Raw genomic sequence first — 3,925 nt, 5'->3', positions numbered from 1 at the left:
GAAAATCAACATCATTAAAACCTTCGGGTAGCTGTGGTCGACGAGACATCTGTTCTAGATAATGCATGGTAATGATGCCTAAGCATAGTTGGCGGCAGCTTAAGGATTTAGAAAATGCGATTGGTATGATGAATAGCATGTCAGAGGGAGAGATCAAATCAGATTTACAGATACCCTACAGAAGTCAGGAAAACCGGGCAGTATAGCCGACACTGTTTTGCACCGTTGATACTGAAGTCAGGAGTCAGAATGCTTCTGTAAAGCGTTATATAGTGCCTCCAGCCCCATGACATCAAGCAGTTTGCACAACTCGATAATTTTTTCGGGAATACTGCCAAAACCCGGTTTCATAGACCATCCTTCCGCTTTTTCTTCAAGTGTCTTCAGGTCACCTATATCAAGTGAGAGCTTCAACGCAGTCATCATTTCTTTCTTGCATACATCGGAGAGAAGCAAATCAGAAGACAAACCGTTATCGTTTTCCAAATGGTTATAAATACAATGAAACAACTCATCGAAGCGCACTGGTTTTGCAATAAAACCACAAAACCCTGAGTCAGCAATTTTCATCCTGGTCTGCTCTGATACACTGGCAGAAACTGCCATAATCTTTATCGTTCGTTGCCTACTGATACTGTGAATCGCCCGGGCAGTATCAAAGCCATCCAGATCGGGCATCCTAAGATCCATCAAAATAAGGTCGTAGCGAGTGGTTCTGCATCTTTCTACTGCTTCAAGCCCTCCCTCTGCAGAGTCAACATGAAAAGATTTAGACTTAAGTGCTTTTACCAACATATCCCTATTATTAGCGCTATCATCAACTACCAGAATTTGACGCTTATTAAAGAGTTCTGGTTTTATATCAGATCCTGGGTCTCCATAGGACGAGTCTGCCAAAACCTTTCTGCTTTCCACATGGCATATCTGATATGGAATACTGAAATAGAAACGACTTCCTTTTCCAGGCTCACTCTCAACCTCAAGTTCCCCCCCCATTGCTTCCACCAGACGATAACTGATAGACAACCCCAAACCAGCACCTCCACACTCCTGCCCTTTCTTTAACTGAGTAAATGGCTGGAACAGCTGCGCCAAATCTGATGATAAAATACCCACACCACTATCAAGCACTTCAAATTGAAGCTTTTCAGCATGTATAAAAACCTTTAAATAGACACTTCCGGAGTCAGTAAACTTTACAGCATTCCCAATCAAGTTGATCAACACCTGGCGAAGCTTGATGTTATCCCCAACTATCTCCAACTGCACATGAGGATGAATATCAAAAAGCAAATCCAGACCTTTGACTTTCGCACTTTCACGAAAATTGGCAAACACCATATCCAGGGTCACCTTGAGATTAAAAGGGACCATCTGACTTCTAACAGCACCACTTTCAATCTTGGTAATATCCAGAATGTCATTAATCATCGTCAAAAGATGTAACCCACAGGCTTCAAGGGATGACAGGCTTTCTCTGTATTTCTCAGGAATATCACTATCCGATAACAGCAGCTGCGCATAACCAAGGACACCATTAAGAGGGGTTCTCAGTTCATGGCTGATATGCGACAGGAATAATGATTTTGCCTGGCTCGCCTTTTCTGCAGTTTCTTTAGCCTTCAGTAACTCGCCTTCGATCTGCTTTCTTTGTGTGATATCACGAAAGACAATGGATATCAGCAAGCCATCAGCTGTTGTCAGAACATTACTGGATATCTCAACTGGAAACCCATGACCATACTTATCAACTCCACGGGAGAGCTTCGCATCCAGACAATGACTCCCAATATCCTCTGAGTCCAGCTTCCTCAGAAGCACCAGGTCTGACCGGCACTCAGGATCAATTAACAGTGCTAGAGGAAGCCCCAGCAAATCACACTCACGATAGCAGAAAAGGTCTTCAACCCTCGGATTCACAAGATTGATAACACCAGCAATATCGGTGATGACAATTGCATCTGGAGAACCTGCGATCAGAGCCTTGAATTTTTCCGTATCACGGACAAGGTGGGTAATATCATTCCCCATACACTCAATGCTGTCGACGTATTGGCCTGCGTTCTTCTGGGCAAGAGAGCTTTTATTAGAGTGTCCCGCACAACTCACTTCAATACAGCGAATGGAACCGTTTTTATGAGAAACCTCCAGTTCAAATGTTTCATGCCAAACACCCTTTGGCAATTGCTTCAGAACACCTCGAAACGTATCGTTAATTACTGAACCTGTTAAATAGCCCTGTATGTTTCCAGAGAATTCCTCTACGGTGAACCCCAGAACTGAAGCAATTGATGGGCTTACGTAGGTAATATCACCTGAGCTGGCCAGATGAAAATAGAAATACCCTCCTCTTAACTGCTGGACAAGGCTGGCCATATTTTGAGCTCTTGCTTTTTGCAACGCTTCTTCTCTGTTTAAAAGCCTCTCCTTTAACCTGATAAAGCTTCTGCTCAGACTAACAGCCTCGTCCTTTGAATCCTGGACGTTTTCACTTGAGTCACTTGGTAAAAAACCGAACGTATTCATTTGACGTTTTAATTCGTTCAGAGGGCGCGTAATCCTGCCTGATACCCCCCATAAACATATAATTGATAAAATCATAGCCAGACCAATCAGGCTTGCGCTCAGAAAGGCCTGTTTATAGACTGGCTTCATGATATCAATTTCCAGTATGCTGTAACTGAGAAACCAGCCGGTGGACTTAACAGGAACCGCAGCCGACCACTTATAACTCCCTCTGGCAAGAATACGAACACTGACGAGCCGTTCCTCCTCAACGACATTACGCAAAACATCTTTCATAAAGCCGCAAGGCTCATCAGCCTCTGAAGGCTTAATAGGGCTATAAAGTAAATGCTTGAACGAGCTGCCGCTCTCTGAAGGAAAATAAAGCTCACCACTACCCTCACAAGGGCCTCGCTTTGAGAATTTTTCAATGGTTCTATACTTCAGTAGCGATATACCATTGGCATAAACAATATTGCCGGCGGGGTCTGCGATAATCAGGCGAACCCTAAAATCAAGATTTATGGGAAGACTTACCAGTTTAGTAGCATCAAGATCAAGCCTTAGAAAGCGGGTTCTATGACTATCATCAGACACTCTGACAAGAAAGCTGGTATAAAAAACAGATCCTGTTAATTCAGTATTAACATACCATCCATATTCTGAATCATTTTTTATTGAGAAATAGACCTGATCAGGAATAGAGTACTCTGGTTCTTGACCGCTGGAAACAAACTTTTTATCCACCCAATCAAAATAGACATACTCTTTGCTTTTTATCGCCCCCCCACCTTTTTTTTCAAACTCAACAATCGATACTGAATGTACATAGGGCATATCTTTGAATATTGAAACAACTTTTAAGGAAAGATCATGATAAGAATAATCACTAACGGATAAAGATAGAGCCCGGCCAGCCAAAATAACTTTACTAACGCTCGTATCTACGATTGCTGCATATCGCAATGTTTCATTAAGATGCCTTCTCCCGATTTCTTCAGAGGCCGTACGAAATGTAAAATACAAAAAAACAAAAGTAATTATACAATAAAAAAATATAGCAGGGAGTAAGTTAAATAGCGTAATCTTCTGACGGATAGATGTGGCCATAAAACCAAATTATTTCCATAAATAGATTAAACAGAGTGACGTCACATTTATCAGAACATTACTACCAAACATCATAATCAATACTATTGGTCTCTGAGCCTGTAAATAATTCTGTGTAAACGCCACCAAAACTATTACTCCTTGAACCGGTCAGGAAACATAATTTCAAACCGGTTCATGGCTGCTTTCCAGTTCCTGATCGGCATGGTCCATTTCTCGGAAGCTTTTTCCATGGCCAGATAGATTACCTTCATGACTGACTCATCAGTCCGAAAAATCTTCCGGTTCTTGATCGCCTTACGAATGACGC

At 42.2% G+C, this 3,925-nt stretch carries 1 protein-coding gene and 1 pseudogene; both read right to left on the bottom strand.

The genetic code is table 11. The features are described from left to right. Nucleotides 1-237 precede the first annotated feature (237 nt). Nucleotides 238-3,342: a PAS domain-containing hybrid sensor histidine kinase/response regulator gene (locus AK963_RS26445; protein WP_175404672.1), complete on the bottom strand. Its 3,105-nt coding sequence runs from the start codon at nucleotides 3,340-3,342 to the stop codon at nucleotides 238-240. 407 nt (nucleotides 3,343-3,749) lie between these two features. Continuing rightward, nucleotides 3,750-3,925: pseudogene (locus tag AK963_RS32565) on the bottom strand (IS256 family transposase); the annotation flags it as partial.

Source organism: Endozoicomonas atrinae (assembly GCF_001647025.1).
GTDB classification, from domain to species: Bacteria; Pseudomonadota; Gammaproteobacteria; order Pseudomonadales; family Endozoicomonadaceae; genus Endozoicomonas; species Endozoicomonas atrinae.
The sequence above is the reverse complement of the archived record's forward strand: the minus strand, read 5'-3'. Positions and strand labels throughout refer to the sequence as shown.